At 70.5% G+C, this 21,897-nt stretch carries 20 protein-coding genes and 1 pseudogene; 12 read left to right on the top strand and 9 right to left on the bottom strand.

Annotated features, from left to right (window positions below; translation table 11 throughout):
• Positions 1–148 precede the first annotated feature (148 nt).
• On the top strand, positions 149–3,679 hold the full coding sequence (gene mfd, locus ACFWRO_RS25905; RefSeq protein ID WP_384513726.1) for a transcription-repair coupling factor: 3,531 nt from the start codon (positions 149–151) through the stop codon (positions 3,677–3,679).
• 51 nt (positions 3,680–3,730) lie between these two features.
• Here the strand turns inward: mfd and ACFWRO_RS25900 are convergent, their stop codons facing one another.
• Entirely contained in the window at positions 3,731–5,026 is a 1,296-nt protein-coding gene (locus ACFWRO_RS25900; protein ID WP_384513725.1) for an SGNH/GDSL hydrolase family protein, read from the bottom strand.
• Between the two features lie 133 nt (positions 5,027–5,159).
• A complete protein-coding gene (locus tag ACFWRO_RS25895; RefSeq protein ID WP_384513723.1) occupies positions 5,160–5,354 on the bottom strand; it encodes an antitoxin in 195 nt (64 codons plus the stop codon).
• A 121-nt stretch (positions 5,355–5,475) separates the two neighbouring features.
• Between ACFWRO_RS25895 and ACFWRO_RS25890 the strand changes: the two genes are divergently transcribed.
• Positions 5,476–6,153, top strand: a complete 678-nt coding sequence (locus tag ACFWRO_RS25890) for an HNH endonuclease family protein (RefSeq protein WP_384513721.1) — start codon at positions 5,476–5,478, stop codon at positions 6,151–6,153.
• Positions 6,154–6,298: 145 nt separating this feature from the next.
• A complete protein-coding gene (locus ACFWRO_RS25885) occupies positions 6,299–7,045 on the top strand; it encodes an N-acetyltransferase (protein ID WP_384513720.1) in 747 nt (248 codons plus the stop codon).
• 94 nt (positions 7,046–7,139) lie between these two features.
• Here ACFWRO_RS25885 and ACFWRO_RS25880 read toward each other — a convergent pair whose 3' ends face one another.
• Together ACFWRO_RS25880 and ACFWRO_RS25875 are read right to left on the bottom strand one after the other, a co-directional pair.
• A complete protein-coding gene (locus ACFWRO_RS25880) occupies positions 7,140–7,904 on the bottom strand; it encodes a hypothetical protein (RefSeq protein ID WP_384513718.1) in 765 nt (254 codons plus the stop codon).
• 168 nt (positions 7,905–8,072) lie between these two features.
• Positions 8,073–8,855: a DUF4190 domain-containing protein gene (locus ACFWRO_RS25875; RefSeq protein ID WP_384513716.1), complete on the bottom strand. Its 783-nt coding sequence runs from the start codon at positions 8,853–8,855 to the stop codon at positions 8,073–8,075.
• A gap of 255 nt (positions 8,856–9,110) precedes the next feature.
• On the opposite strand from ACFWRO_RS25875, the gene ACFWRO_RS25870 reads away from it, so the two are divergent.
• From ACFWRO_RS25870 to ACFWRO_RS25855, 4 genes are all read left to right on the top strand, one after another.
• The gene (locus ACFWRO_RS25870) at positions 9,111–11,198 is read left to right on the top strand and encodes an N-6 DNA methylase (RefSeq protein WP_384513715.1); all 2,088 of its coding nucleotides are present in this window, start codon (positions 9,111–9,113) and stop codon (positions 11,196–11,198) included.
• Positions 11,199–11,364: 166 nt separating this feature from the next.
• A complete protein-coding gene (locus ACFWRO_RS25865; protein WP_384513713.1) occupies positions 11,365–11,895 on the top strand; it encodes a hypothetical protein in 531 nt (176 codons plus the stop codon).
• Positions 11,896–13,419, top strand: coding sequence for a protein kinase (locus tag ACFWRO_RS25860; protein WP_384513711.1), 1,524 nt, complete (start codon positions 11,896–11,898; stop codon positions 13,417–13,419). It abuts the gene before it with no gap.
• Positions 13,420–13,592: 173 nt separating this feature from the next.
• On the top strand, positions 13,593–14,000 hold the full coding sequence (locus tag ACFWRO_RS25855; protein ID WP_384513709.1) for a hypothetical protein: 408 nt from the start codon (positions 13,593–13,595) through the stop codon (positions 13,998–14,000).
• A gap of 51 nt (positions 14,001–14,051) precedes the next feature.
• On the opposite strand, the pseudogene ACFWRO_RS25850 reads toward ACFWRO_RS25855, so the two are convergent.
• From ACFWRO_RS25850 to ACFWRO_RS25835, 4 genes and pseudogenes are all read right to left on the bottom strand, one after another.
• Positions 14,052–14,264, bottom strand: a pseudogene (locus tag ACFWRO_RS25850) (hypothetical protein); the annotation flags it as partial.
• 7 nt (positions 14,265–14,271) lie between these two features.
• The gene (locus ACFWRO_RS25845) at positions 14,272–14,871 is read right to left on the bottom strand and encodes a hypothetical protein (RefSeq protein ID WP_384513707.1); all 600 of its coding nucleotides are present in this window, start codon (positions 14,869–14,871) and stop codon (positions 14,272–14,274) included.
• Between the two features lie 71 nt (positions 14,872–14,942).
• On the bottom strand, positions 14,943–15,149 hold the full coding sequence (locus ACFWRO_RS25840; protein ID WP_384513705.1) for a DUF397 domain-containing protein: 207 nt from the start codon (positions 15,147–15,149) through the stop codon (positions 14,943–14,945).
• Positions 15,131–15,976: a helix-turn-helix domain-containing protein gene (locus ACFWRO_RS25835; protein ID WP_384513703.1), complete on the bottom strand. Its 846-nt coding sequence runs from the start codon at positions 15,974–15,976 to the stop codon at positions 15,131–15,133. Before ACFWRO_RS25835 ends, ACFWRO_RS25840 begins: the two co-directional genes overlap by 19 nt.
• Before the next feature lie 143 nt (positions 15,977–16,119).
• Here ACFWRO_RS25835 and ACFWRO_RS25830 point away from each other — a divergent pair, with 143 nt between their 5' ends.
• The gene (locus tag ACFWRO_RS25830) at positions 16,120–16,491 is read left to right on the top strand and encodes a hypothetical protein (RefSeq protein WP_384513701.1); all 372 of its coding nucleotides are present in this window, start codon (positions 16,120–16,122) and stop codon (positions 16,489–16,491) included.
• On the opposite strand, the gene ACFWRO_RS25825 is transcribed toward ACFWRO_RS25830, so the two are convergent.
• Positions 16,481–17,731, bottom strand: coding sequence for an acyltransferase family protein (locus ACFWRO_RS25825; RefSeq protein ID WP_384513699.1), 1,251 nt, complete (start codon positions 17,729–17,731; stop codon positions 16,481–16,483). The genes ACFWRO_RS25830 and ACFWRO_RS25825 overlap by 11 nt on opposite strands.
• 343 nt (positions 17,732–18,074) lie before the next feature.
• Here ACFWRO_RS25825 and ACFWRO_RS25820 point away from each other — a divergent pair, with 343 nt between their 5' ends.
• Genes ACFWRO_RS25820 through ACFWRO_RS25805 form a run of 4 tightly spaced genes read left to right on the top strand, consistent with a single transcriptional unit; the run spans position 18,075 to position 21,835 of the window.
• Entirely contained in the window at positions 18,075–19,076 is a 1,002-nt protein-coding gene (locus ACFWRO_RS25820) for an isopenicillin N synthase family dioxygenase (protein WP_384513697.1), read from the top strand.
• A 23-nt stretch (positions 19,077–19,099) separates the two neighbouring features.
• Positions 19,100–19,840: an SDR family NAD(P)-dependent oxidoreductase gene (locus ACFWRO_RS25815; RefSeq protein ID WP_384513695.1), complete on the top strand. Its 741-nt coding sequence runs from the start codon at positions 19,100–19,102 to the stop codon at positions 19,838–19,840.
• Between the two features lie 23 nt (positions 19,841–19,863).
• On the top strand, positions 19,864–20,862 hold the full coding sequence (locus ACFWRO_RS25810; RefSeq protein ID WP_384513693.1) for a TauD/TfdA family dioxygenase: 999 nt from the start codon (positions 19,864–19,866) through the stop codon (positions 20,860–20,862).
• On the top strand, positions 20,840–21,835 hold the full coding sequence (locus tag ACFWRO_RS25805; protein ID WP_384513691.1) for a DMT family transporter: 996 nt from the start codon (positions 20,840–20,842) through the stop codon (positions 21,833–21,835). Before ACFWRO_RS25810 ends, ACFWRO_RS25805 begins: the two co-directional genes overlap by 23 nt.
• Positions 21,836–21,897: the final 62 nt, after the last annotated feature.

Raw genomic sequence — 21,897 nt, 5'->3', positions numbered from 1 at the left:
CGGTCAGTCCCTCGCGCCCGCGAGCCGCCCACGTCGTACGCTGGGGGAGCCCCCGGCCGCTCCGCGTGCCGGGACCACCCGGCCCGTGCGACGTGTCGGGCTGTTCGCGTTGCCCTCTGCCGCAGTCGAACCCGGGATGGAAAGCTCCATGAGCCTGCACGGTCTGCTCGATGTCGTCGTCAAGGACGGCGCCCTCGCCGAAGCGGTCAAGGCCGCGTCCGACGGCCGCCGCACGCACGTGGACCTGGTCGGCCCGCCCGCCGCCCGGCCCTTCGCCGTGGCCGCGCTCGCGCGGGACGCCGGGCGGACCGTGCTCGCCGTCACCGCGACCGGGCGGGAGGCGGAGGACCTGGCCGCCGCGCTGCGCAGCCTCCTCGACCCCGACACGGTCGCCGAGTACCCGTCCTGGGAGACCCTCCCGCACGAGCGGCTCTCGCCCCGCTCCGACACCGTCGGCCGCCGCCTCGCCGTGCTCCGCCGCCTCACCCACCCCTCCGCCGACGACCCGGCCGCAGGCCCCGTCTCCGTCGTCGTCGCCCCCGTACGCTCCGTGCTCCAGCCGCAGGTCAAGGGCCTCGGCGACCTGGAGCCGGTGGCCCTGCGCAGCGGGCAGAGCGTCGATCTGAACGAGATCGTCGAGGGCCTCGCGGCCGCCGCGTACTCCCGCGTCGAGCTCGTCGAGAAGCGCGGCGAGTTCGCCGTGCGCGGCGGCATCCTGGACGTCTTCCCGCCCACCGAGGAGCACCCGCTCCGCATCGAGTTCTGGGGCGACGACGTCGAGGAGATCCGTTACTTCAAGGTCGCCGACCAGCGCTCCCTGGAGGTCGCCGAGCACGGCCTGTGGGCCCCGCCCTGCCGCGAGCTGCTCCTCACCGACGAGGTGAGGCGCCGCGCCGCCGCCCTCGCCGAGGAGCACCCCGAGCTGGGCGAGCTGCTCGGCAAGATCGCCGAGGGGATCGCCGTCGAGGGCATGGAGTCCCTCGCGCCCGTCCTCGTCGACGACATGGAGCTGCTCCTCGACGTCATGCCGAAGGGCTCGATGGCCGTGGTCTGCGACCCCGAGCGGGTCCGCACCCGGGCCGCCGACCTCGTGGCCACGAGCCAGGAGTTCCTCCAGGCGTCCTGGGCGGCGACCGCGGGCGGCGGCGAGGCGCCCATCGACGTCGGCGCGGCCTCCCTCTGGGGGATCGCGGACGTACGGGACCGGGCCCGCGAGCTCGACATGATGTGGTGGTCGGTCTCCCCGTTCGCCGCCGACGAGACCCTGGAAACGGACACCGTCAAGCTCGGCATGCACGCCCCCGAGACCTACCGCGGTGACACCGCCCGCGCGCTCGCCGACACCAAGGGCTGGCTGGCCGACGGCTGGCGCACGGTCTACGTCACCGAGGCGCACGGCCCGGCGACCCGCACTGTCGAGGTCCTCGGCGGCGAGGGCATCGCCGCCCGCCTCGACGCGGACCTCGCCGACATCTCCCCGTCCGTCGTGCACGTGGCGACCGGCTCCATCGACTTCGGCTTCGTCGACCCGGCGCTCAAGCTCGCCGTCCTCACCGAGACCGACCTGTCCGGCCAGAAGGCGGCCGGCAAGGACGGCCAGCGGATGCCGGCCAAGCGCCGCAAGACCATCGACCCGCTGACCCTGGAGGTCGGCGACTACATCGTGCACGAGCAGCACGGCGTCGGCCGGTACGTCGAGATGGTCCAGCGGACCGTCCAGGGCGCCACCCGCGAGTACCTCCTCGTCGAGTACGCCCCCGCCAAGCGCGGCCAGCCCGGCGACCGGCTCTACATCCCCACCGACCAGCTTGAGCAGGTCACGAAGTACGTCGGCGGTGAGGCGCCGACCCTGCACCGGCTCGGCGGCGCGGACTGGACGAAGACCAAGGCGCGCGCCAAGAAGGCCGTCAAGGAGATCGCCGCCGACCTGATCAAGCTGTACTCGGCCCGGATGGCGGCCCCCGGCCACGCCTTCGGCCCCGACACCCCCTGGCAGCGCGAGCTGGAGGACGCCTTCCCGTACGTGGAGACGCCCGACCAGCTGTCGACGATCGCCGAGGTCAAGGAGGACATGGAGAAGACGGTCCCGATGGACCGCCTCATCTGCGGCGACGTCGGCTACGGCAAGACCGAGATCGCGGTCCGCGCCGCCTTCAAGGCCGTCCAGGACGGCAAGCAGGTCGCCGTCCTCGTCCCCACCACGCTGCTCGTGCAGCAGCACTTCGGCACGTTCTCGGAGCGGTACTCGCAGTTCCCCGTCGTCACCCGCGCGCTCTCCCGCTTCCAGTCGGAGACCGAGTCGAAGGCGACGCTGGAGGGGCTGCGGGACGGCTCCGTCGACATCGTCATCGGCACCCACCGCCTCTTCTCCTCCGAGACCAAGTTCAAGGACCTGGGCCTGGTCATCGTCGACGAGGAGCAGCGCTTCGGCGTCGAGCACAAGGAGCAGCTGAAGAAGCTCCGCGCCAACGTCGACGTCCTCACCATGTCCGCCACCCCCATCCCCCGTACGCTCGAAATGGCCGTGACCGGCATCCGCGAGATGTCGACGATCACCACCCCGCCGGAGGAGCGGCACCCGGTCCTCACCTTCGTCGGACCGTACGAGCAGAAGCAGATCGGCGCGGCCGTCCGCCGCGAACTGCTGCGCGAGGGCCAGGTCTTCTACATCCACAACCGCGTCGAGTCCATCGACCGGGCGGCGGCTCGCCTGCGCGAGATCGTCCCGGAGGCGCGGATCGCCACGGCACACGGGCAGATGAGCGAGAACGCCCTGGAGCAGGTGGTGGTCGACTTCTGGGAGAAGAAGTTCGACGTGCTCGTGTCGACGACGATCGTCGAGTCCGGCATCGACATCTCCAACGCCAACACGCTGATCGTGGAGCGCGGCGACAACTTCGGCCTGTCGCAGCTGCACCAGCTGCGCGGCCGCGTCGGCCGTGGCCGCGAGCGGGGTTACGCCTACTTCCTCTACCCGCCGGAGAAGCCGCTGACCGAGACCGCGCACGAGCGGCTCGCGACGATCGCCCAGCACACCGAGATGGGCGCGGGCATGTACGTGGCCATGAAGGACCTGGAGATCCGCGGCGCGGGCAACCTGCTCGGCGGCGAGCAGTCCGGCCACATCGCGGGCGTCGGCTTCGACCTGTACGTACGGATGGTGGGCGAGGCGGTCGCCGACTACCGCGCCTCCCTGGAGGGCGGGGTCGAGGAGGAGCCGACGCTCGAGGTCAAGATCGAGCTGCCGGTCGACGCGCACGTCCCGCACGACTACGCGCCCGGCGAGCGGCTGCGCCTCCAGGCGTACCGCGCGATCGCCTCCGCCAACACGGAGGAGGACATCAAGGCGGTACGGGAGGAACTCACCGACCGCTACGGCAAGTTGCCCGAGCCGGTCGAGAACCTGCTCCTGGTCGCGGGCTTGCGGATGCTGTCCCGCGCGTGCGGGGTCGGCGAGATCGTCCTGCAGGGGCCCAACATCCGCTTCGCGCCGGTGGAGTTGCGGGAGTCGCAGGAGCTGCGGCTCAAGCGCCTCTACCCCCGTACGGTCATCAAGCCGGCCGTCCACCAGATCCTGGTGCCGCGCCCGACGAGCGGGAAGATCGGCGGCAAGCCGGTGGTCGGACGCGAACTGCTCGCGTGGACGGGCGAGTTCCTGACGACGATTCTGGGGTCGTAGGGAGCGGGGTCCGGGGCCGGCCGGGGTCTGCGGCCGGCCGGCCCCGGGTTCCTACAGCGCGTCGAGGTCCAGCGCCTCCGCCATCGCCTTGTACCCGGCGTCGCCCGGGTGCAGGTGGTCGCCCGAGTCGTACGCGGGCAGGATGCGGTCCGGGTCGGCCGGGTCGGCGACGGCGCGGTCGAAGTCGACCACCGCGTCGTACGCGCCCGAGGTGCGGACCCAGTCGTTGAACGCGTCGCGCTTGGCCTCGACGGCCGGGGTGTCGTAGAAGGAGCCCCCGACCGGGGTCAGGGTCGCGCCGACGACCTTGATGCCCTTGGCGTGGGCCTGCCGGATCAGTTCGCGGTGGCCCGCGATGAGGCGCTCCACGGAGACCTCGGGGGTGGGGGCGGCGAAGTCGCTCGGGAGGCTGCCGCCGAAGTCGTTGATGCCTTCGAGGAGGATGACCGTCCGGACGTTCGGCTCGGTCAGGACGTCCTCCTTGAACCGCGCGATGCCCTTCTCGCCCGCCCAGGTCGTGTCGTTGGTGACCTGGTTGCCGGCGATGCCGTGGTTGAGGACGGAGCGCGGCTTCCCGGCGGCGGCGAAGCGCTCGGCCAGCTCGTCGGGGTAGCGGTTGTACGCGTCGAGGCCGGAGCCGACGCCGTCGGTGATCGAGTCGCCGAACGTCACGATGCCGTCCCGGCGCGGGGCCTGCCCGCCGGTCACCTCGACGCCGGAGAGGTAGTACCAGGACGAGCCGGTCTCCTTGAAGGCCGTACCGGACCGGTCCGAGCGGTGGTCGCCGTCCGCGCGGTAGCTGGTGGCGGAGGCGACGTGGTGGAAGGTGGCGGGCCCGGTGGGCGCGGCCAGGTAGAGCGTGACGGTCACCGACTCCAGCGCCTTCACCGTGAACGGCACGCCGTCGCTGTACGCCGTTCCGCCCGCCGGGATCGTCAGCGAGCGGCCCTTGCCGAAGGACAGCTGCCGCACCGAACCGGCCTTCACGGAGGCGCCCTTGTCCGTACGGGCGACGGTCGCGCCGGTGATCCGCAGCGGGGTCGTGCCGTAGCGGTTGGACAGCTCGATGCGCGCCTTGGTGCCGCCGGTGGTGACCCGGACGACCTGGCGGACGGTGTGGTTCGAGAAGCCCTGCTGGGACCAGTTGGCGCCGAAGGGCGCGGTCGGGGCCTGCGGCGAGGTGGCCCAGGCGCCGCGCCACTGGCTTCCGCCGTGCCGGTGCTCCGTGGCCACGGCGGTGCCGGTGAGGGGGAGCGCGGTCAGGGCGGCGGTCAGCGCGGCGGCGGTCAGGGTGGCAACGGCGGTGCGGCGTATGGATGTTGTCGTGTCAGGCGTGATCGTCGTCATGCACGTGATCAAGTGGAGTCGAGCTCCGCTTATTCCGCGGCTTGGCTTTTTCTGTCACGAAGCGCGCGCGGCCGCGGGGTGCGCGTCGCGCGCACCTCGCGGCCGGAAGTCGGAGGACGGAGAAGCCGTCGGGTCAGCTCGGCGGCGGCTGGTCCTGCCCGCGCTGCTTGTCGATGTACTCCTGCGCCTTCTGCTGGGCCTGGTCGACCTTGGCCGCGTGCTTGCCACCCGTCCGCTGGTCGACGGCGTCGCCGCCCTTCTCGACGCCTTCCTTGGCCTTGTCCGAGTGCTGGCCCATCATGCCCTTGAGCTTGTCCATGATCCCCATGGTGTGTGACTCCTTCAGAAGGGGATAAACGGCTCATTCGACGCTACGTGCCCGCTGCCGATCCCGCGCGTCGAGCGGCTCAATGGTCTGGACCACGCAGGGCTCTGGCTAGGATCCCCGGGTGCCCAGCTACCGCAGGACCTCCGCCCTCGCCGCCGCCCTCGCGGCCACCGTCCTCATAACCTCCGGCTGCACCGAGAGCCCCGACGGCCCGCCGGCCGGAGGTGCCCGAGGCGCGGGTGGCTCCGCGCTCGTCGCCGTGGACGCGCTCACGGTGAAGGGCCGGGCGCCGAAGACCGGCTACGAGCGGGAGAAGTTCGGGCGCGCCTGGGCCGACGTCGACGGCAACGGCTGCGGGACCCGCGACGACATCCTCAAGCGCGACCTCGCGGACGTCCGCTTCAAGGACGACCGCTGCAAGGTCGCCTCCGGGGTCCTCGCCCACGACCCGTACACCGGGGACCGCATCGACTTCGTCCGGGGCCGCAGCAAGGTCGACATCGACCATGTCGTCGCGCTCTCCGACGCCTGGCAGAAGGGCGCGCAGAAGTGGGACGCGGAGAAGCGGCGCCGCTTCGCCAACGACCCGCTCAACCTGCTCGCCGTCGACTCGTCCGCCAACCGCCGCAAGTCCGACGGCGACGCGGCGACCTGGCTGCCGCCGTACAAGGGGTACCGCTGTACGTACGTCGCGGCGCAGGTCGCGGTGAAGAAGAAGTACGGGGTCTGGGTCACCCGGGGCGAGCAGGAGGCGATGAAGAAGGTCCTCGGCCGCTGCCCGGACCAGAAGCTGCCGTAGTCCGCCGGCTGCCGTAGTCCGCCGGCTGCCGTAGTCCGGTGGCTGCCGTAGTCCGGTGGCCGCCGTGGTCCCGTAGCCGCAGTAGTCCCGTAGCCGCGGTAAATCGTTTCCTCACCTGCGCTAACGGCCGTTAGCCTCCGCTCCCATGGAACTGACGATCACGACCCTCGCCGAGCGCCCCGAACTCCAGGGCGCGATGTGGGCGATGAAGGACCTCTGGCCGGTGTTCACGGTCAACGACCCGGTGAGCTGGTCCCACTACGGCCGGATCGTCGCCGAACTCCCGGAGTACGTCCTCGTCGCCACCGACGCCGAGGGCACGTTCGTCGCCCGCGCGCTCAGCGTCCCCTTCCAGCTCCGGGCCGAGGGCCGCGGCGAGCTGCCGGCCACCGGCTGGGACCAGGTCCTGATGTGGGCGTTCTCCGACCTGCGGCACGGGCGCGTGCCCGACACCGTGAGCGCGATCGAGGTCACGGTCGACACGAGCGCGCTCGGGCAGGGGCTCTCGGGGCGGATGCTGGGCGCGATGCGGGACAACGCCCGCCGCCTCGGCTTCTCCGAGGTCGTCGCCCCGGTCCGCCCGAACGGCAAGCACCTGGAGGCCGCGTCCTCCATCCACGAGTACGCCTTCCGTACCCGGGAGTCCGACGGCCTGCCCCAGGACCCGTGGCTGCGCGTCCACGTCCGGGCGGGCGGCACGGTGGAGGCGGTCTGCCCGGCCTCGATGACCGTCGCGGCCTCCGTGGAGCAGTGGCGCGCCTGGACCGGGCTGCCCTTCGACACGGACGGCCCGGTGGAGGTCGCGGGCGCGCTCGTACCGGTGCACTGCGAGGCCTCGCGCGGCTACGCGGTCTACGTCGAGCCGAACATATGGGTCCGCCACCGCGTGTGAACACGGCTTTCGTACGAGAAGGGTGTGAGGGCCGCTCCCCTGCGGCGGCCCTCACACCCTTCTTCCGCGTACCGCGTGCTCGGCCCCTCGGGCGTCAGCCGAGCTTCTTCTCGTCGACGACATCCTTGGCCGCCGGCACCTTCGCCTGGACGGGCTTGCCGTAGTCGGTGAACGTCATCGTCCCCGGCTCCTCGCCGCCCTCGGCGACGACCTTGAGGATGACCGGCTCGCCCTCCGTCGCCACGTAGAGGGTCGTCGTCTCGCCGCCGGACTTCTCGGTGAGCGTCAGCGCCTTCTTGCCGCCGACGGTGGTCTCCTTGCCCTTGGCCGCGAAGTTGATCCCCTCCTCGAAGTCACCGAGGAGCGCCTTCAGGTCGCAGAGTTCGAGGTTGTCCTTGGCCTCCGGGTCCGTCACCGGGGTCTTCACCCAGCGGCCCTTGAGCTCCTTGAGGACCGCCTCCTGGACCTCGGCCGGCTCACCCTCCGCCTGCGCCCGCAGGAAGGCCTCGTCGAAGCGGAGGTAGACGTCCTTGTCGTCGGCCTTGACCAGCTCGGCCGTGCCCGTGGTGCCGACGGTCAGGGTGCCGGCGCACTTTCCGGTGGTGTCCATCGCCAGGTAGGCCTTCATCGGCCCGTCGGTCGTCTTCGTGGCGAGGTCGAGGGTCAGGGAGTCGGCCTTCTTCGTCGCGGCTATCGCCTTGTTGGCGATCTGGGGTCCGGTCAGGTCCCCGAACGGCCCGGAGGCCTTCGCGTCGTCGGAGAAGGGCCCGCAGGCGGTGGCGCCGAGCGCGACGGCGGCACAGAGCGCGGAGACGAGGGCGGCGGTGCGGCGGGTGCGGGGGTGGCGGGCGGCAGACATGGTGGGTCCTTCTCCGGGGTGTTCAGGGGCGGGGGTTGGGGGCGTACCGGCGTACCGGCGTACGGGCGTACCGGCGTACCGGCGTACGGGCGTACCGGCTTACGGGCTTACGGGCTTACGGGCGTACGAAAGGGGAGCGGTGGGGGAGCGGGCGGGGAGGGCCCGGGGTCAGCCGACCTTCAGCTCCCACTGGGAGGCCTCGTGGTCCAGGCCGGGGCTGACCTCGACCGAGAGGTTCTTCGCGTCCTTCGGGGCGTCGAAGGCGTAGACGACCGTGGACTTCTTGCCGGGCAGGATGGTGCCGCTGAAGCCGGTGCCGACCTTCTCGTCGAAGACCTGCTCGGCGGTCACGCCGTCCTTGCCGGCGCGGGCGGTCAGCGTCACCAGCGTGGCGTCGAACTTCTGCTTGCCGCTGTTCTCGATGACGACGGTCACCTGGTACGCCTTGTTGCCCTCGGTGTGGCCGGCGGCGAACTCGCTGGGCTTGTACGGCTTCGCCTCGGACACCGTGACCTTCAGGTCGTCGTAGGCCGCCATGTCACCGGCCGCCAGGCCCTTGGCGATGTCCTTCTTGCCCGCGTCGCCCTTGCCCGGGCTGCTCGACGGGTCCTTCGGGGCGGAGTCCTCGACGGCCTTGTTGATCTCGTCGACGGCGTCGCTGACGGCCGTGAACGTGATCACCGCGCCGACCACCGAGAGGATCAGGGCCGCGAGGCCCAGGATCGCGCCGGTCGTCGTCACGCCCTTGTTGTTCGCCTCGCGGCGCTTGACCCGGCCCCTGCCCACCAGACCCAGGATCAGCGCGATGACGCCGAGGATGCCGGCCAGCCAGAAGAGGAGCGGGATGAGGCCGGAGACCGTACCGATGATGCCGAGGATCAGGGCCGCGGTGCCGAGCCCGTTGCGCACGGCCACCTGGGGCGCCTGCGGGATCTGGGTGTCGTACGACATGGGTGTCCTCCAGGACATGACGTGGCGTGTGACGTGACATGACGTGTCGGTGGTGAGCGATGCCCCACCGAGTTCCCGTGGAGCGATGACTCAATAAGACCAGAGCCTGTGAACCGAGTCAACACGGTTCGAAGGATTCACGTCGACTCACACTGTGAAGGGAGGGGACTTGCGTCCGTCGGTACTATCGGGGCTCACAGCCGGGTACGCGGGGTACGCAGGGACAACGCGCGGGAAACGCACAGGAGGCGCCAGGTGCCGGAGCACGCAGCAGAGGTGACCGCCGCCGGGATCGCCCGGCTCGCCGGGGTCGGGCGGGCCGCCGTGAGCAACTGGCGGCGCCGGCACGCCGACTTCCCCCGGCCCGTGGGCGGCACGGAGACCAGCCCCTCCTTCGCGCTCGCCGACGTCGAGGGCTGGCTGCGCGCCCAGGGCAAGCTCGCCGAGGTCCCGCTGCGCGAGCGCGTCTGGCAGCAGGTGGCCGGCCACCCGGCGGAGGCCGTCACCGCGCTCGCCCACGCGGGCTGCGTCCTGCTGCTCGTACGGGACCGGTCCAGCGCCTGGCCGAAGCTCGCCGCCGTCTCGGACGAACGGATCGCGGAGACCCTGCCGGTCGCCCTGGAGGAGGTCCTCACCGAACGCCTCGGCGTCGAGAGGTCCGTCCTCACCCCGAGCCCGGCCGAACTGGGCCCCTCCGTACCCCTGTTGCGCGGGGCCGCCGACCTTGCCGCCGAGATCGGCGCCCGCCAGGCCTTCGAGTTCCTGCTCGGCCGGCACCTCGACGCCAACCCGCGCCAGTACACGCTGACCCCGCCAGGACCGGCCGCCCTCATGGCCGCCCTCGCCGCCCCCACCGAGGGACCCCGCCCCACCGTCCTCGACCCGGCGTCCGGCACCGGCACCCTGCTCCGCGCCGTCGAGCACCCCGGCGCCCTGCACGGTCAGGACACCGACCCCGACCTGGCCGCGCTCACCGCCCTGCGCCTCGCCCTCGCCTCCGACGCCGACGTCCGCGTGCGGACCGGCGACAGCCTCCGCGCCGACGCCTTCCCGCACCTCACGGCGGACACCGTGCTCTGCCACCCGCCGTTCAACGAGCGCAACTGGGGCCACGACGAACTGGCCTACGACCCGCGCTGGGAGTACGGCTTCCCGGCCCGTACGGAGTCCGAACTGGCCTGGGTCCAGCACGCCCTGGCCCGGCTCCGCCCCGGCGGCACCGCCGTCCTCCTCATGCCGCCCGCCGCCGCCTCCCGCCGCTCGGGCCGCCGCATCCGCGCCGACCTCCTGCGCAGGGGCGCCCTGCGGGCCGTCGTCGCCCTGCCCGCCGGGGCCGCCCCGCCCTACGGCATCCCGCTCCACCTCTGGGTGCTCCGCAAGCCGGCCGCCGGCGTGACCCCCTCCCCGGAGCTGCTGCTCGTCGACACCACCGCCGACCACCTGGCCGGCGCGGGCCGCGACAAGCTCGACTGGCAGGCCGTCCACACCGCCGTCCTCGACGCCTGGCTGCCCTTCGACAAGCACGGCACGGTCACCGAGACCCCGGGCGCGAGCCGGTCCGTGCCCGTCATCGAACTCCTCGACGACGACGTCGACCTGGCGCCCGCCCGCCATCTGCCGCCCCCCGCCGCGGGCGGCGGCGCGGCCGAACTCCTCGCGGTCCGGGACCGGTTGGCCGAGACCCTCGGCCGTACGGTCGCGCTCACCCCGCCCCCCGCCCTGCCCGCCGACGCCGCGACGCGCGCCGTCGGCGACCCGGCGGCGGCGGCCGCCCGGCCCACCGGTGTCACGGTCGGCGAACTGGCCCGTACGGGCGCGCTCGAACTGCGCGCGGGCGGCACCGGCACGACCTCCTTCACCGGCGCCCCGACCCGGGTCCTCACGGACAACGACGTCTTCGCCGCCCAGCCGCCCTCCGGGGCCCTCCCCGACGGCGCCCCCGAGGAGCCCGTCCTCCTCGCCCCCGGCGACGTCGTCGTCCCCGTCCTCGGCGGCGGCTCCCTCGCCCGGGTCGTCGACACCGCGACCGCCGGGGCCGCGCTCGGCCGCAACCTCCAGCTCCTGCGCCCCGACCCGGCCGCCCTCGACCCGTGGTTCCTGGCCGGCTTCCTGCGCGGCACCACCAACACCCGACAGGCCAGCAGCTACGCCTCCACGGCCACCCGCCTCGACGTCCGCCGCCTCCAGCTCCCGCGCCTGCCGCTCACCGAACAGCAGCGGTACGGCGAACGCTTCCGCGCCCTCGCCGAGTTCGAGGACGCCCTGCGCCTCGCGGGCCGGATCGGCGAGCAACTGGTCCAGGGGCTCTTCGACGGCCTCGCGGACGGCACGGTGGCGCCCTGACGCGGGCCCTGACCTGATCGGTCCGGCAACGGTTCGGTACAACCCTGGGGACGTTGTCCGCGTCGGTGTATACGCTCGACTCCGCAACCGAACCGAGTGCTCAGGAGCAGGAATGTACGGCCACGGCTATGCGCCACCGCCACCACCGCGTGTCATTCCGGCGTCGGTGATCGCGCTCCGCGTGCTTTTCGCGCTGCTGCCGCTGTTCAGCCTGGGGTTCCTGACCTGGGGGACCATGATCCGGCTCGCCGCCGTGACCCGGCGCGCGCGCGACTGGGTGCTCTGCGGGGTCTCCGCCGCCGTGATGATCACCGGCCTGGCCATCCTGCCGGAGGACGTGGAGACGACCCAGGCGGACATCGCGATGGGCATCATCCTCCTCAACGCGGCCGCGTTCACCGCCTACTTCCTGGTCGTCGATATCCGGCACGACAAGGTCCGCATCGGTGCCGTACCGCCGGCCCACCCCGCCGCCCCGTTCAACCCGTACGGGGCGACGGTCCCGCGCCACCAGGCCGGTTACGTCCCCCCGGTGCAGCCCCAACCGCAGCCTCAGCCCCAGCCCCAGCCCGTGATCCCGCCGCAGCCGACGGTTCAGCCCGCGCCGCCCGCACAGCCCTCCAACCCCCGGATCGACCAGGTCCGGGCCGAGCTGGACGAGCTCAGCGACCTCCTCCGGAAGGACGAGGGGAAGTAAGTGAACGGACGCGTCATCGGCGGCCGGTACGAACTCTCCACCGTCATCGGCCAGGGCGGCATGGGCCAGGTCTGGACGGCGTACGACGGACGGCTCGACCGCCGGGTCGCCGTCAAGCTGCTCCGCCCCGCCACCATGACAGGCCCCGCGACCGCCGCCGAGGAGCTGCGGCGCCGCTTCGTGCGCGAGTGCCGGGTCACGGCGCAGGTCGACCACCCCGGCCTGGTCACCGTCCACGACGCCGGCAGCGACGGCGACGACCTGTACCTCGTGATGCAGTACGTCGACGGCGCGGACCTCGCCGACCATCTCGCCGAGCACGACCCGTACCCCTGGGAGTGGGCGGTCTCCGTCGCCGCGCAGCTGTGCGCGGTGCTCGCCGCCGTGCACGCGGTCCCGATCGTCCACCGCGACCTGAAGCCGCGGAACGTGATGGTCCGCTCGGACGGCTCCCTCACCGTGCTCGACCTCGGTGTCGCCTCCGTCCTGGACACCGACACCACCCGCCTCACGCACACCGGTTCGCCGATCGGCAGCCCCGCGTACATGGCGCCCGAGCAGGCCATGGGCGGCGCGGTCGGCCCGTTCACCGACCTGTACGCGCTCGGGGTCCTGCTCCACGAACTCCTCAGCGGGAACGTCCCGTTCGCGGGCTCGACCGCGCTCGGCGTGCTGCACCGGCACCTGTACGAGCCGCCGCTGCCGGTACGCCAGCTGCGCCCCGAGGTGCCGGAGGCGCTGGAGGCGCTCGTGCTGCGGCTGCTCTCCAAGGACCCGCAGCACCGCCCCTCCGGGGCGCACGAGGTGTACGAGGCGCTGCTGCCGATGCTCCCCGCGCGCGGCGCCCCGGCAGGACCGCTCGACCCGACCCGCCCCTTCCTGCGCCCGCACGCCCCCTGGCCGGACCGCGCCTCCGCCCCGCCCCCTCGGCCGGTGGCCCCGCCGGTCCCGCCGCCGGTCTCGCGCCCGGACGTGGCCGCGACGGTGGACGAGGTCAAGCGGCTCCTGGGGGAGGGCTCGCTGACCCGTGCCGTGGACCTGCTCGGCTCGATCCTGCCCGCGGCCGCCGCCGAGCACGGCGAGCACTCGCCGGTCGTCCGCATCCTGCGCAAGCAGTACGCGACGACCCTCATGGACGACGGCCAGTACCGCCGCGCCCTGCCGGAGCTGCGCCGCCTCGCCGAGGACCGCGCGAAGGAGGCGGGCCCGGCGGACCCGCAGACCCTGCAGTTCCGCTACGAGGCCGCGCAGTGCCTGGAGCAGCTGGGGGAGACGGCCTCCGCGCTGACGGAGTACCGGGCCCTGCTCCCGTTCGTGGAGCACGGCGCGGACCAGGCCCGGTTCTTCGACATCCGCCGCCGGATCGGCAACCTGCTCCTGTCGATGGGCGACCACACGGCGGCCCACCAGCAGCTCCAGGCACTGCTGTACGACACCGAGCGCGCGTACGGCCCGTACCACGCGCTCCCGACGGACCTGCGGCGCTCGCTGGCCCGCCAGCAGCAGATGGGCCGCTTCGGCTGACCGGTCACTTCGGCTGCCCCGTGGCTTCGGCTGCCCCGTCACTTCGCCTGACGGGGCGCCAGAATCACGAGTCCACAACTGGTTGGGGAATTGGATCTTCCGGGCCCGATTTGCCCGTTCCGTGAGATGTAATCTGCGCGTCTGATCATGCTCACGTCCCCAAGGAATCCTTCATGACGACGCAGCCGCCCGCCTCCCCCGAGCAGCCCCTCGCGCCTGAGCCCGTGCCCGCGCCCGTTCCCGCCGAGCCGGCGAAGAAGAAGCGCAGCATAGGCAAGACGATCCTCAGCATCGTCGTGGCCATCGCGGCCATCCTGTTCTGGAAGCTCGGCCTCCCGTACCTCACCGGCGAGGCGCCCGTCTCCGCCAAGGTCGGCGAGTGCGTGACGGTCACCGGCCCGGAGAACGACCCCGAGGTCGACACCAAGCCCTGCGGCGAGAAGGTCCCCGACCTCTACAAGGTCGTGAAGGTCATCGACGACACCTTCGACGTCGAGAAGTGCGGCGACGTGAGCGAGGTCGCGCTCGCGCAGCAGCTGGAGTCGTACAAGTTCGTGCTCTGCCTGAACCCCGTCAAGTGACGGACGCGTCCTTAGGCGTATGTGAGGGCCGGACCCGGCGGGGTCCGGCCCTCACTGCTTCTTGAGGACCTCGACCAGCGCGGAGACGCTGTGCTCCCCGTGCCCGGCCTCCACCGCGCGCTCCAGGAGCTCCTGGAACGGCTTGTGCCACGCCACGTCGAGACCGGCCTCCCTGGCGAACTCCTCGTCGCCGGCGGGCAGCAGCGTGCCGCCGACGGCCATCTCGTAGAGGGCGGCGAGGTCGGGGTCGTCCCCGAGGATGACCTTTTTGTCAGTGCCCGAGCGTGGGCGCGTCCAGCTGCGGCACCAGCCGCACCTCGGTCACCTTCACGTCCTTCGGAACGCCGAACGCCTCGACCATCACGCTGTTGCCGAGGTCGGTCACCTCCAGGGCCAGCCGCTCGGCTCCCACACGCAGGTCGAGCCTGACCCGCGGCTCACCCGAGAAGTCCGGCATGCGATACATGCGCGCCGGCGGGTAGTTCAGCTTCATCAGCCTGTTCCGCAGATCCGTGTACGAGGCCGCGCCCGTCCCCGAGAACGCTCTGCTGATACGCGCCTGGTGTCTCTGGGCGGCGCAGCTCTCTTCCGAGGACAGCGGCACGGGGTCGACGAGGATGGGCAGGGTGGTGTCGGGGGACGGCTCGGCCGCAGGCGCCGCGGCAGCGCTGTCGGAGACGTCCGGGGCACAGGACTGTGCGATGAGGTCCGCCATCTCGAGGAACCGCGACTCGAAGGGATTGGTCACCGAGGCGGCCTTGACCATGGGCGTCTGACCGGCGGTGGCTTGCTGCGCGCCGATGCCGGTCAGGAGGACGACGCCACCGAGCGCGGAGGCCAGCAGGGACTTCGAAAGGTGAATTGATCGCATGCCCATACCCTGCGGGCTGCGGATCACCGCCCGCTTGAGTACCCGTACTCAACCTCTGACGGAGAACCAGCTCACCGGCTGAGTCCGCCGCCCTTGACGCCGTCGACGAAGGCTCCCCACGCCGGCGCGGCGATGAGCAGGGCCGGTCCGGTGGGGTTCTTGCTGTCGCGGACGGGGACGAGGGGGAGGGCGTCGGCGACTTCGAGGCAGTTACCGCCGTCCTCGTTGCTGTAGGAGCTCTTGCGCCACGCAACGGAGCTCAGATCGATGGCTCGCACGATGCTTCCTCCAACGTCCGCGTGATGAACTTCCGTGAGTCGGCCGGGGAAAGGGCCAGGTCCCGGACGAGATCGTATCGGTGCTGGAGTCGGTCGACAGCGCCGGTTTCCTCGACGACTTCGCCAGAGTACGAGGTCTCCACCCAAGCCACCGTTCTGCCGTCCGTCGGCTTGAGGAACGTCACGTCCGTGTTCGCGAGGCCGTACAGGCCGGCTGAGTGCAGAACCACCTGGACGGTGACATTCCGGCGGTCGCTCATTGCGAGCAGATGCTCCAACTGCTCCTGCCACTCCGCCCGAACTGGCAGCGACGTGCGTAGAACCGTCTCCGACAGGATCGTTCGGAACGTGGGAGCGCTGTCTCCTTCGAGTAGTGCTCTTCGCCCTACGCGAGCCTCGACCTGCCGGGCCAGCGCGTCGCCCTCAAAGCCGCCGCCCCACCCCATCAGGGTGCGTGCGTACGCCCCCGTCTGGAGCAGACCTGGCATGACGTGGGGCGCGTAGTGCCAGAGGCTGATCGCTTCAGCCTCCAGCGCCATGTACGTCCGGTACCGCTCCTTGAACTGCGCCGGGTCCGCCAACGCCAGCTCCCACAGCACCAGCAGCATCCCCGACGTCCCGTAGTACGTGTCCAGGGCCTGGACGACCTCCGGGCCGCCCAGGGTCTCGCCCTTCTCCATCTTGGAGAAGAGGGACCAGTCCCAGCCCACCACCTCGCCCAGCCTCCGCAGGCTCTCGCCCCGCTCGGCCCGCAGCTTGCGCAGCTCCTCCGCGAACCGCTTGCGCGGTTCTTGGCTGCGGCCCGTCACCACCCGTCTCGCCGGCATCACGCGCTCCCTTGTGGAAGATGTGGAACTACCCGCGCGACGTGGGGAAGTACGGCCCTGCAGCGCTCATCGTTCCTCGGTCCCGGGTCCATTCTCGTAGTGCCCGGATCACAGAGGGTAATTCACGAGGACGGCGGGAATCCATGGAGTGCGGCGCTTTCATGTACGACAAAGTGGCTTGTGTGGTAGGGGAGTTCCGCGGCAGCATCGGCCCGTACGCCATGCTCCGGCCCGTCGGTGGCGGGCGGGAGTGGCAGGCCGATCCGGCGGCCCTGCGGCCGGCCACCCCGGCGGAACGGCTGAGCGCGGGTGTCAGCGCGGCCAACGCCCGGGCGCGTACTCGTACCCGTACCGTCGACCCGGACCGACCGCCCACACCCGTCCCCGACTGCGAGACCTGCGCCGCCCTGGCCGTCCAGCGCCGACAGGCGCGCGCCCTTTTCGACGGCAGCGCGGAGACGGACGCGAACGTCCTCCTCCGCCGTCACCTCTTGCAGGACCACGTCACCGCTTGAACGCGGACAGGGCCGGCTCGCGCACGTGAAGCTCGCCCAGCGGCGCCCGGGCGTTCGGCACGGAGACGGAACCGGAGCCGGAACCGGAACCGGAGTCGGAGCCTGACACCGGCGCCGGTGTGTTCCGGCGGATCTCCTCGACCCCCCGCCGCATCCCCACCCGCAGGCGCTTCGACAGGGGGCGTTCCACGCAGACGTGGATCAGCCAGGCCAGGACCAGCATCGCGGCCGTCACGGTCGCGACGAGGGGCAGCGGCGGGACGCGGTCGCGGAAGTGGTGGATCAGGGTGATGCCGATGGCCATGTGGATGATGTAGAGCGGGTACGTGATCGCTCCCGCGGTCTTCAGCCAGCGCCACTGGATCCGGTCCAGGTACCCGAGCGCGACGGCCGCGATCGCGAGGAAGCCGACCGCGATGACCAGACGCGCGGGCCAGGTCGGCAGCTGCTCGGAGAGGTGGAGGCCGAGGTTCATCCGCATCCGGCCGCGGACGTAGTGCTGGGCGATGAGGAACTGGACGCCGACGATGGCCCACAGCAGCATGGTCGGCCGGTACCGGTGCATCAGGTAGAAGGCGATGCCGGCGATGAAGTACGGCGCGTACTGCGGCATCGCGAAGAAGTGCAGGAGCCGGAAGTCGGTGGTCGGCGCGGCGATCGCGGCCAGGGTCCAGACTCCGCAGAAGAGTATGCAATTGCGATAGGTGACACCGCAGAGCACCACGATCGCGAAGAGCGCGTAGAACTTGAGCTCCACGAACAGCGTCCAGTACGAGTGGTCCACGTGTCCGACGCCGAGGCCGCCCTGCATCATGGTCAGGTTGATCAGGACGTCGCTCCACTGCTCCGTGTGCCGTAGCTCCTGCACCTCGGGCAGGAACCACAGGACGAGCGCGGTGAGCGCGATGCCGGCCCAGTACGCGGGGAACAGGCGGGACACCCGGGAGACGGCGAAGTCGCCGACCGTGCGTCCCCACACGCTCATGCAGATGACGAAGCCGCTCACGACGAAGAAGATCTCGACGCCGAGCCAGCCGAACAGCGCGACGGGCCGGAGCGCGGGGAACAGCTCGGCGGTGCTTCTGTCCCACGCCGAATTGAGCCCTATGTAGTGGTACAGCACCACCACCAGCGCCGCCGTGATCCGTATGCCGTCCAGCGCGAAGAGACGCGCGCCCGGTTCCTTTCCGCTGCTGGCTCGGCTGAAGCCCGGCATGACGGAGCCTTCCCTCGGGTGCATGTGCCTCAGGGACCGTACAGCCGCCGCACAGGATTCCCACAAGCAAATGTCGGGTGTCCTTGGTCACTCCGGCTCGGCGTGTCCGGGGGTGTAACCCCGCAGTAACCAAACGGACTTCGGCCTGTGATCGCAGTCACACTTTGAGGGGCTGGTTACGGCCAGGATGGCCAATTCCTCAATGCTGACAGCGGTCAAAAGGCCAACAAAGCGGGCCTCATTGTTCGGTGCTCAATAATTTCGTCGTGTACGACCACAAGTGGAAGATTGACGTTCCATTCCGGGCTCACCAAACTCTCCGACGGCAAGATCTGTCCGAAAGCATGGAGCTCGGGGGAGCCCATACATGGCGATTCACTCCATTCCGGTCATCAGCTATGACGAAATCCTTTCCGGTGACGTGACACCCGCGCACATCCTGGAAGCCCTCGCTGACACCGGCTACTTCTATCTCTCCGACCTTGACCAGGTCATATCTCCGCTTCTCTTCAAGTCGTTGCAAGACGTCTCGAAGAGCTTCTTCGACTCCCCGACGGAGTCGAAGCTGGAGTTCTACATCGGCGATTCCGACAATCACCGCGGCTATGTCCCCGTCACCGAACAGGGCGCCTACGGCGACGAATCCATCCGGACCTACGAGGCCTTCGACATCGGCTACGACGCCGAGCCGCTGCCGCCGAGCAGCAGCCTCGGCTTCGAACTCGTCGGACCGAACCGGTACCCCTCGCACATCGACGGCATGGCCGGCACCGCCGAGGCGTACTACGCGGCCAACTTCGAGATCTCCCGCCAGATCCTGCGGCTCATCGCGCAGGGAGTCGGGCAGGGCGAGGACCACTTCGACCCCTGGATCACCCGGCCCGCCTCGCAGCTGCGCCTGATCCACTACGTCCCCAACGACGTGCTCGTGAAGAGCGGCGACACGTCCATGGGCGCGCACACCGACTACGAGCTCTTCACGCTCATCCACCAGACCTCGCCCGGCCTGCTCGCCTACGACCGCGCCACCGAGACCTGGCGCAGCATGCCCGTCTTCAAGAACATGCTGCTCGTCATGGGCGGCGACATGCTCCAGTTCATCACCGGCGGAGAAGTGAAGTCGCTCCTGCACCGGGTCGTCACGACCGGCGAAGAGCGCTACAGCTTCCCCTTCTTCATGAATCTCGACTTCGAGACCGAACTGAGCGTCCTGCCGAAATTCGGGGAGAGCGACGAGCGGATCGTCGTGGGACACCACCTCCTCGGCCAGCTCTACCGCGACTTCCCGTACATCAAGGAGCGCGTCGACTCCGGAAAATGGCCCGTGGATTTCGAGATTCCGGACCGCAACGTCTTCGAGCAGCTGTGACCGGCACTCAGGGGAGTTTCTTCATGCAGGGCATCAGCGGGAAAAGAGTGCTGGTCACCGGCGGGGCGAGCGGAATCGGCCAGGCCACCGTCAGGCGGTTCGTCGAAGAGGGCGCACGCGTCGCGATCTTCGACCGTGACAAGCGCGCCATCGACGAAACGCTGGCGGCCATTCCGGAGATCGCCGTGGCGATCACCGTGGACGTCTCGGACGACGTCGCCGTGGCGCAGGCGTTCCAGGAGCTGGAGAAGACCTTCCCGCGCCTCGACGTGCTGATCAACAACGCCGGAGTCAGCGTCCGCCACGAGAGCTTCCGTTCGATCACGCCCGCGCAGTGGCGCGCCGTGATCGACACCAACCTCAACGGGGTCTTCTACGTCGCGAGCGAAGCCGTCCGGCGCATGGACGAGGGCGTGATCGTCAACATGTCCTCGATCAACGGCCTCGCCGCGTTCCCGCACTACGCGGACTACAACGCCTCCAAGGCCGGCATCCTCGCCCTCTCGCGCACCATGGCCGTCGAACTCGCGCCCAAGATCCGGGTGTTGGCTCTCGCTCCCGGCGCCGTGCTCACGCCCATGCAGCGGGCCGAGTACACCGACGAGATGCTCGACGAGGTCAACGCCAACATCCCGCTCGGCCGGCACGCCGACCCCTCCGAGATCGGGGGCTTCCTCGTCTACCTCGCCTCCGACGAGGCACGTTTCATGACCGGTCAGCACTACATCGTCGACGGCGGCGAGACTGCGAGGGCAGCCCTGTGACCCGTACCACCACCCACGTTCCCATGCCGACGGTCGACATCTCCTCCTGGTCGGAGGCGATCCGGCGGTTCGCCGTCCGCGCCAACCCCTACCGGGAGTTCGAGCGCACGGCCGCGCACGCCGAGGAGGCGCTCGCCACCCTGGAGCACGACGACGTCCGCGCCCTGCTCGACTTCAAGCGCAAGGGCGGCCCCGGCGGACGCCTGCTCATACGCGACGGCGCGATCGACCCCGACCTGATGCCCACCACGGAGTCCACGGAGGACATCGAGAACGGGAAGGGCACGTACTACAGCGAGTTCACGCTGATCATGCTCGGCAAGCTGCTCGGCGAGCCCTTCAGCTACAGCCAGGAGCGGAACGGCGCGATCATCCACAACGTGCGCCCGGCCAAGCTCAACGAGTCCAACATCTCCTCGGACAGCTCGGCCGTCATCCTCGACCTGCACAACGAGAACATCTACCACCCGGTCCAGCCCGACTACCTGATGCTCAGCGGGCTCCGCCGCGACCCGTCCGGGGTCGCCAAGACGCTCGTGATCGGGGCGGACGAGATCCTGCCCCTGCTGAGCGCCGAGGACATCGCCACGCTCTCCGAGTTCCAGTTCCGTACGAGCGTCGACTACAACTTCGGCAACAGCGACGCCGAGCGCGGCAACGGCCCCGCGATCCGCGTCCTGTTCGGCGACCCGGCCTCGCCGATGATCGCGTACGACGACGAGTACATCGCCGGTACGAACCCCCGCGCCCAGGCGGCCCTCGACCGGCTGCGCGTGATCCTGCACGAGAACATGTACGCGGTCGACCTAGGGCCAGGGGAGACCCTGCTGCTCGACAATCTCAAAACCGTCCACGGCAGAACGGCGTTCAAGGCACGCTACGACGGGACCGACCGCTGGCTGCAGCGCCTGTTGGTCTCGCGTGACCTGCGCCGTGCCGAGATGCTGCTCGGCGACACGCAGCGGACCGTGACGTGGAACTACGAGCCGGGGAAGTTCTATGGATACGTCGACTACCGATGAGCGTGCCGCTCCTCTGGACGACAGCAAGGCCGAGAAGGGGCGCGACCGCGTCGCTCTGCTGGCGATCTTCGCGATCCCGCTGATCTGGGGCATCGGCTTTCCGCTGACGCACAACGCCGTGGCGGTGGTCGACCCCGGTCTGTACGCGTTCGCCCGCTCGCTCGTCGCGACGCTGGCGCTGCTGCCGTTCGCCCTCCCGGTCGCGCTGCGCGCCAGCCGCAAGGCGCTCCTCGGCGGGCTCGTGCTCGGCCTGTTCAGCGCGCTCAACATCGTCAGCCAGAGCTACGCGCTGCACTATCTGTCGTCGGCCAGCACGGCGTTCTGCGTGACGATGTGCATCGTCTTCATCCCCTTCGTCTCGGCCGCGCTCGGCCAGGGGTGGCCCTCGAAGGTGGACCTCGCCTCGGTGGTCGTCGGTGTCGTGGGCGCCTTCATCGTGCTCGGGCCCGACCTCGACGACATCTCCGTCGGCTACCTGTGGGGCGGGCTCGCCGCCTTCGCCATCGCGATGACCATCTCGATCATCGGGAAGCTGACGTCCGAGCCCGAGTCGGGGCAGGTCGACCGGCTGGCCCTGGGCTTCTTCCAGGTCCTGTTCGGCACGCTCGCCCTGCTGTACTTCCCGTTCGCGCGGGACCTCGCGCCGCTGACCGAGACCAGGGTGTGGATCGCGATCGTCTTCATGGGCGTCATGTCGACCGCCCTGGCGATCTACCTCCAGACCCGCTTCCAGCGGCGCGTCGGCAGCGCGCGGACGTCGGTCATCTTCAACCTCGACCTCGTGTTCGCCAGCCTCTTCGGGCTCGTCAACCGCGAGTCGCTGAACCTGTCGCAGATCTTCGGCGGCGCGGTCATCTTCCTCGCGTCGATGCTCGAAAGCCTGCGGGACATGTGGATCAAGGCGAGGACGAAGGGGAAGGGCGGCGACGGCGGTCGCATTCCCGCCCAGTCGGCGTCGGACCAGGCGCCGTAGCCGGTACGGGGGCCATTACCGGGGCCTTCACATAGGTCGGGCCGGGCTGTCTCAACAGCCCC

It is taken from the genome of Streptomyces sp. NPDC058579, assembly GCF_042718575.1.
Lineage (GTDB): Bacteria > Actinomycetota > Actinomycetes > Streptomycetales > Streptomycetaceae > Streptomyces.
Note: the sequence above shows the minus strand (reverse complement) of the source record. Positions and strands in the feature narration are given on the sequence as shown.

Excerpts from the sequence above, each read along its gene's own strand:
- ACFWRO_RS25810 (WP_384513693.1), top strand. The coding sequence starts at position 19,864 with ATGCCGACGGTCGACATCTCCTCCTGGTCGGAGGCGATCCGGCGGTTC.
- ACFWRO_RS25830 (WP_384513701.1), top strand. The coding sequence starts at position 16,120 with ATGGAGTGCGGCGCTTTCATGTACGACAAAGTGGCTTGTGTGGTAGGG.
- ACFWRO_RS25900 (WP_384513725.1), bottom strand. The coding sequence starts at position 5,026 with ATGACGACGATCACGCCTGACACGACAACATCCATACGCCGCACCGCC.
- ACFWRO_RS25885 (WP_384513720.1), top strand. The coding sequence starts at position 6,299 with ATGGAACTGACGATCACGACCCTCGCCGAGCGCCCCGAACTCCAGGGC.
- ACFWRO_RS25895 (WP_384513723.1), bottom strand. The coding sequence starts at position 5,354 with ATGGGGATCATGGACAAGCTCAAGGGCATGATGGGCCAGCACTCGGAC.
- ACFWRO_RS25815 (WP_384513695.1), top strand. The coding sequence starts at position 19,100 with ATGCAGGGCATCAGCGGGAAAAGAGTGCTGGTCACCGGCGGGGCGAGC.
- ACFWRO_RS25875 (WP_384513716.1), bottom strand. The coding sequence starts at position 8,855 with ATGTCGTACGACACCCAGATCCCGCAGGCGCCCCAGGTGGCCGTGCGC.
- ACFWRO_RS25855 (WP_384513709.1), top strand. The coding sequence starts at position 13,593 with ATGACGACGCAGCCGCCCGCCTCCCCCGAGCAGCCCCTCGCGCCTGAG.
- ACFWRO_RS25845 (WP_384513707.1), bottom strand. The coding sequence starts at position 14,871 with ATGCGATCAATTCACCTTTCGAAGTCCCTGCTGGCCTCCGCGCTCGGT.
- ACFWRO_RS25825 (WP_384513699.1), bottom strand. The coding sequence starts at position 17,731 with ATGCACCCGAGGGAAGGCTCCGTCATGCCGGGCTTCAGCCGAGCCAGC.
- ACFWRO_RS25880 (WP_384513718.1), bottom strand. The coding sequence starts at position 7,904 with ATGTCTGCCGCCCGCCACCCCCGCACCCGCCGCACCGCCGCCCTCGTC.
- ACFWRO_RS25835 (WP_384513703.1), bottom strand. The coding sequence starts at position 15,976 with ATGCCGGCGAGACGGGTGGTGACGGGCCGCAGCCAAGAACCGCGCAAG.
- ACFWRO_RS25805 (WP_384513691.1), top strand. The coding sequence starts at position 20,840 with ATGGATACGTCGACTACCGATGAGCGTGCCGCTCCTCTGGACGACAGC.
- mfd (WP_384513726.1), top strand. The coding sequence starts at position 149 with ATGAGCCTGCACGGTCTGCTCGATGTCGTCGTCAAGGACGGCGCCCTC.
- ACFWRO_RS25820 (WP_384513697.1), top strand. The coding sequence starts at position 18,075 with ATGGCGATTCACTCCATTCCGGTCATCAGCTATGACGAAATCCTTTCC.